This window comes from Mesorhizobium sp. M7A.F.Ca.US.006.04.2.1 (assembly GCF_004022915.1).
Lineage (GTDB): Bacteria > Pseudomonadota > Alphaproteobacteria > Rhizobiales > Rhizobiaceae > Mesorhizobium > Mesorhizobium ciceri.
In genome coordinates this window covers 1-4,931 of record NZ_RZQA01000491.1, presented here as the reverse complement: position 1 = coordinate 4,931, position 4,931 = coordinate 1, and the positions used below count along the sequence as shown (strand labels likewise).

The following is a 4,931-nucleotide window of genomic DNA, read 5'->3' as shown; positions in this document are numbered from 1 at the left end:
GTCTCACCCAACGACATGCAGGACGAGGTCTGCAAGAAGAAGACGCCGCAGGAGCAGTCCGAGGCGCCGCCGGCCGCCGCCAAGAACGTGCCGAAATCACCCTATCAGGAAAAGCTCGACCATGTGCCGACGCTGGTTGCCGTCGGCCTTGGCGGCGCCACCGGTCCGGCGCCGAAGGCCATCCTCGACCAGGGCGCGCAGGAATTTGCCGATGTGCCGATCCCGAGCTGGCGGCCCGACAGGCCGGCACCGGCCGGCACCGGCCCGAAGATTGCCGGCTCCGCCGCGCAGGGCGACCAGCCGGTCAAGGTTGCGAACTAGCCAATGGGCAGCGGCTTCCCGATCCCAGTCTCGGTGCTGACCGGCTTCCTCGGCGCCGGCAAGACGACGCTGCTCAACCGGCTGCTCAAGGATCCGGCGCTGGCCGACACCGCGGTGATCATCAACGAGTTCGGCGAGGTGGCGATCGACCATTTGCTGGTCGAGCAGTCTTCCGACGGCATCATCCAGCTGTCGGACGGCTGCCTGTGCTGCACGGTGCGCGGCGAACTGGTCGATACGCTGGCCGACCTGGTCGACAGACTGCAGACCGGCCGCATTGCCCGGCTCGCCCGCGTCATCGTCGAAACCACCGGCCTTGCCGACCCGGCGCCGGTGCTGCAGTCGATCATGGCGCATCCGGCGCTGATCCAGGCCTTCCGGCTCGACGGCGTCATCACTTTGGTCGATGCCGTCAACGGCAACGCCACGCTCGATGCCCATGTCGAGGCGGTAAAGCAGGTTGCCGTCGCCGACCGCATCGTGCTCAGCAAAGCCGATCTGGCCACCGACCCCAATGAGCTGGAAATGCTGCGGGCGCGCCTGCGGCAGATCAATCCGGGCGCCGAACTGCTCGATGCCGGCGACACGGAGACAGGCGTGGCGGCGCTGTTTGATTGCGGCCTCTACAACCCGGCAACCAAATCCGCCGATGTGCGGCGCTGGCTTGGCGAGGAAGCGGCGCACGATCATCACCATCATGCTGGTCATGATCACGAGCATGGCCATGACCACGGCCATCGTCACGATCAGCGCGTGCGCTCCTATTCGCTGGTGCATGACGGCCCGGTGCCGTTTTCGGCGATCGAGATGTTCCTCGACCTGCTGCGTTCGACCCATGGCGAGCGCCTGCTGCGCATGAAGGGCGTCATCGAGCTCAGGGAAGACCCGTCGCGGCCGCTGGTGATCCATGGCGTGCAGAAGATCCTGCATCCGCCGGTGCAATTGCCGTCCTGGCCGGATGGCCAGCGTGGCACGCGGCTGGTGCTGATCACGCTCGACATGCCGGAAGATTATATCCGCAGGCTGTTCGCCGCCTTCACCGACCGGCCGTCGGTTGACACGCCCGACCGCGCGGCGCTGGAAAACAATCCGCTGGCGATCGCCGGGCGGTAGCCCCCAACGATTACGGCGCGCCGCGCTCGACCAGGAAGCGATGGCCGCCGGAGACCGCGGCCGTTTCAATCAACTGGTGGCCGCTCTCGGAGCAGAATGCCGGAATGTCGATGACGGCGAGCGGGTCGGTGGTCTCCAACCAGAGCCGACTGCCCGGTTGCATCCCCGCCAGGCGCTTCTTGGCCTTGAGCACGGGCAAGGGGCAGTTCAGCCCCTTGAGGTCATAAATAGCGGCGCGATCAGCCACGGGCGATATCAACCGCCGAACATGCCGAGCAGCTTGTTCTTCAGCTTCGTCACGCGACTCTCGTCGGCACTCGCCGCTTGCGTTTCAGCCATTGGCGCCGTTTCCGAAGGAGCCGCGATGGTCGCGGTGGCGACTGGGGCCTCCTTGGCGGCCTTCTCGGCCTCCTTTTCGGCCAGAGCCTGGGCCTTGGCGGCTTCCTTGGCTTGCTTAGCCGCCTCAATGGCAGCCAGCCTCTGCTCCTCGGCCTTCTGCTTGGCAGCTTTTTCCGCGTCAAGAGCCGCCATCTTGCGGCCAGCGGGCGAATCGATGCGGCCCATGCGTGCCGTCTCGGTGACCGAGCCGTCATTGTTGAGCGACGGCGGATCGATCGGTACGCGTTCGCCGCGTGCGCGGCGCTTGGACCAGTCGGAGACGATGCTGGCTTCCTTGATACCGGCGATGGTCGGCTTGGGCGCCGGCACGCTGGCCTTGACCGCGCCGCTGAACGCCGCGTCATAGGTGCTCATGTAGGAATTGTAGGCGCTCTTCAGCGAATCAGGCTGCGTCGTCGCCGGGCAGGCGCCAGTCGGATCGAATGTCTGACCGTCGGCGGCTACCTGGTTGAAGACATAACGCTTCTCGCAGACATCGACCTTCGGCGGCACCTTGGTGATCTCGAAATTGTCGTAGCCGACCTTGAGCATCTTCCAGAAGTCGTAATTCGGGTCGTTGCGGTAGCGCGCCATGTTGGCGGCGGTCATGCGGAACGGAAACGCCTGGATCTGGAACTCGGTCTGGCCGCCCTGGAAGGCGTCGCGGCCGAAGGCATAGATCTGCTCGATCTGCGCATCGGTCATCGAATAGCAGCCCGACGACGAACAGGCGCCGTGCACCATCAAATTGGAGCCGGTGCGGCCGTTGGCGCGGTCATAGGCGTTGGGATAGCCGATGTTGAAGGACAGATGGTAGTTCGAGCGCGGATTCATCTGCGCCGGGCGCACCGTGTAGAAGCCTTCCGGCGCCTGGCGGTCGCCTTCGGTGTATTTCGGCCCGAGCTTGCCCGACCATTTGCAGATGTCGTAGCTGGCAACCATGTCATAGCGGCCGTTGGTCTTGGCCTTCCAGATCTCGAGCTTGCCTTCTTCCTTGAAGATGCGGGCCATCACCGACGAGGTGCGGACCATGCCCTTGGCCCTCATGTCGGCGAGGATCTTGTCGGGCAGCGGCTTGTTGGCCTCCGGGGCAAAATCCTTCATCGACGAATTGTTGCAGCCGGCAACGCCGAGGGCAGCGATCAGGATTCCGGTGCGGGCAAGCTTGACAAACATGGCTACGGATATCGTCTTTTCTCTGGCGCCAGGACGTTTCCTGCCCCGGCTGCTACACTGCGCATCGACGGACCCTAAGCCCGTTAACCCTAATAAATTCCTTACCGCAAGTGCCGACGCATCCCCCTGCGGCAGTCTCATTGAGCCGAATGCAGCGGCATTTTTGTGGCAAAAATGCTCCGCTCCGCCACATTGTTGCGGCCAAGGGTGCCTGTGGTCAGAGACTGCGGCCCATGGCCAGGTATTTTTCGCGGCGCTGTTCGCGGAAATCGGTGTTGGCGCCGGCGAAGTCCTTCATCGTCCTGGCGATGAGGTCTCCGGTCGCGGCGATCACGGTTTCGGCGCCGCGATGCGCACCGCCGAGCGGCTCGGGGATGATGGCGTCGATGATCTTCAGTTCCAGAAGATCCTGCGCGGTGATCTTCATGTTGGTCGCCGCGTCCTTCGATCGTGTCGTGTCGCGCCACAGGATCGAGGCGGCACCTTCCGGCGAAATCACCGAATAGATGGCGTGTTCGAGCATGTAGACGCGGTTGGCGGTGGCGATGGCAATGGCGCCGCCCGAACCGCCTTCGCCGATGACCACCGAGATCGACGGTACTTTCAGGCCAAGACAGGTCGAGGTTGAACGGGCGATAGCCTCCGCCTGGCCGCGCTCCTCGGCGTTGACTCCGGGATAGGCGCCGGCCGTGTCGACCAGCGTCAGGAGCGGGATCTTGAAGCGGTCGGCCAGTTCCATCAGCCGTACCGCCTTGCGGTAGCCCTCCGGCCGAACCGAGCCGAAATTGTGCTTCAGGCGGCTGGCTGTGTCGGAACCTTTTTCCTGGCCGATGATGGCAATGGGTTCGCCGCGGAAACGGGCGAAACCGCCGACGATCGCCTGGTCCTCACCGAAATTGCGGTCGCCGGCCAGCGGCGTGAAATCGGTGAACAGGCCCTTGATGTAGTCGACGCAATGCGGCCTGTCGGGATGGCGCGCCACCTGCACCTTCTGCCAAGGCGTCAGCGCCTTGTAGGCATCGCGCAATGCGTCGCGGGAGCGCTTCTCGAGACGGTTGATCTCGTCGCCGACATCGACCGCCTCGCCATTCTCGGCAAGCTTCTTCAGCTCGAGGATCTTGCCCTCGAGGTCCTGCACCGGCTTTTCGAAATCGAGGTAATTATACATGCGTGAGCGGACCGATACGTCGGAAGGCAGTGGCTGACGGAACCCTTGAATCTAAGGCTCCGGGCGGTGAAATGTCGTCCTCACATAGCGATATGAGGCCTAGTCGGCAAGCGGATGATGATCGTTGACCAGCCGCACCAGCCGCTCTTCCAGCACATGGGTGTAAATCTGTGTCGTCGATATGTCGGCATGGCCAAGCAATTGCTGCACGGCCCGCAGATCGGCGCCGTTCTGCAGGAGATGGCTGGCGAAAGCATGGCGCAGCACGTGCGGCGAGATCTTCGCCGAGGCAATGCCGGCCCTTGCCGCCAGCCCTTTCAGGTCACGCGCGAAGACCTGGCGCGAGAGATAGCCGCTGTCCGAGGCGGCCGGAAACAGGAACGGACTGTCGGCCAAGGCTGGCACCTTGGCGCGGGCGGCAAGCCAGGTCTTCATCGCCGCGCGTGCCTTGGCGGAGAGCGGCACCATGCGCTCCTTGTCGCCCTTGCCGCGCACCATGAAGAAGCGGTCGTCGCGTTGCGCCACCGTCACCGGCAAGCCGACCAGCTCGGAAACGCGCAGGCCGGTGGCGTAAAGCACCTCGACCAGCGCATGCAGGCGCAGTGATGCCAGGCTGTCCCCATCGCCCGACGAGACATCGCCGGCTTCAATTGCTGCACGGTCGATCAGCCGGCCGGTGTCGGCCTCGCTCATCGTCTTGGGCAGCGGGCGGCCCTTTTTCGGGCTGTCCAGCGTGCCGGTCGGGTCATCGCCGCGCAGGCCTTCGGCGTAGAGG

Annotated in this window: 5 protein-coding genes and 1 pseudogene; 2 read left to right on the top strand and 4 right to left on the bottom strand. The window is 64.4% G+C overall.

The window, feature by feature from the left end:
• Positions 1–321 (top strand): annotated as a pseudogene (locus tag EN925_RS23415) (D-alanyl-D-alanine carboxypeptidase); the annotation flags it as partial.
• Positions 322–324: 3 nt separating this feature from the next.
• Positions 325–1,434, top strand: coding sequence for a GTP-binding protein (locus EN925_RS23410; RefSeq protein WP_027162928.1), 1,110 nt, complete (start codon positions 325–327; stop codon positions 1,432–1,434).
• Positions 1,435–1,444: 10 nt separating this feature from the next.
• On the opposite strand, the gene EN925_RS23405 is transcribed toward EN925_RS23410, so the two are convergent.
• The 4 genes from EN925_RS23405 to EN925_RS23390 all read right to left on the bottom strand — a co-directional run.
• Entirely contained in the window at positions 1,445–1,681 is a 237-nt protein-coding gene (locus tag EN925_RS23405; protein WP_024503732.1) for a sulfurtransferase TusA family protein, read from the bottom strand.
• Between the two features lie 8 nt (positions 1,682–1,689).
• A complete protein-coding gene (locus tag EN925_RS23400; protein WP_024503733.1) occupies positions 1,690–2,988 on the bottom strand; it encodes a murein L,D-transpeptidase family protein in 1,299 nt (432 codons plus the stop codon).
• A gap of 217 nt (positions 2,989–3,205) precedes the next feature.
• Complete coding sequence (locus EN925_RS23395; RefSeq protein WP_024503734.1) at positions 3,206–4,156, bottom strand: acetyl-CoA carboxylase carboxyltransferase subunit alpha; 951 nt, start codon at positions 4,154–4,156, stop codon at positions 3,206–3,208.
• A gap of 99 nt (positions 4,157–4,255) precedes the next feature.
• The coding region (locus EN925_RS23390) for a tyrosine recombinase (RefSeq protein WP_128336958.1) at positions 4,256–4,931 on the bottom strand (676 nt) is incomplete at its 5' end.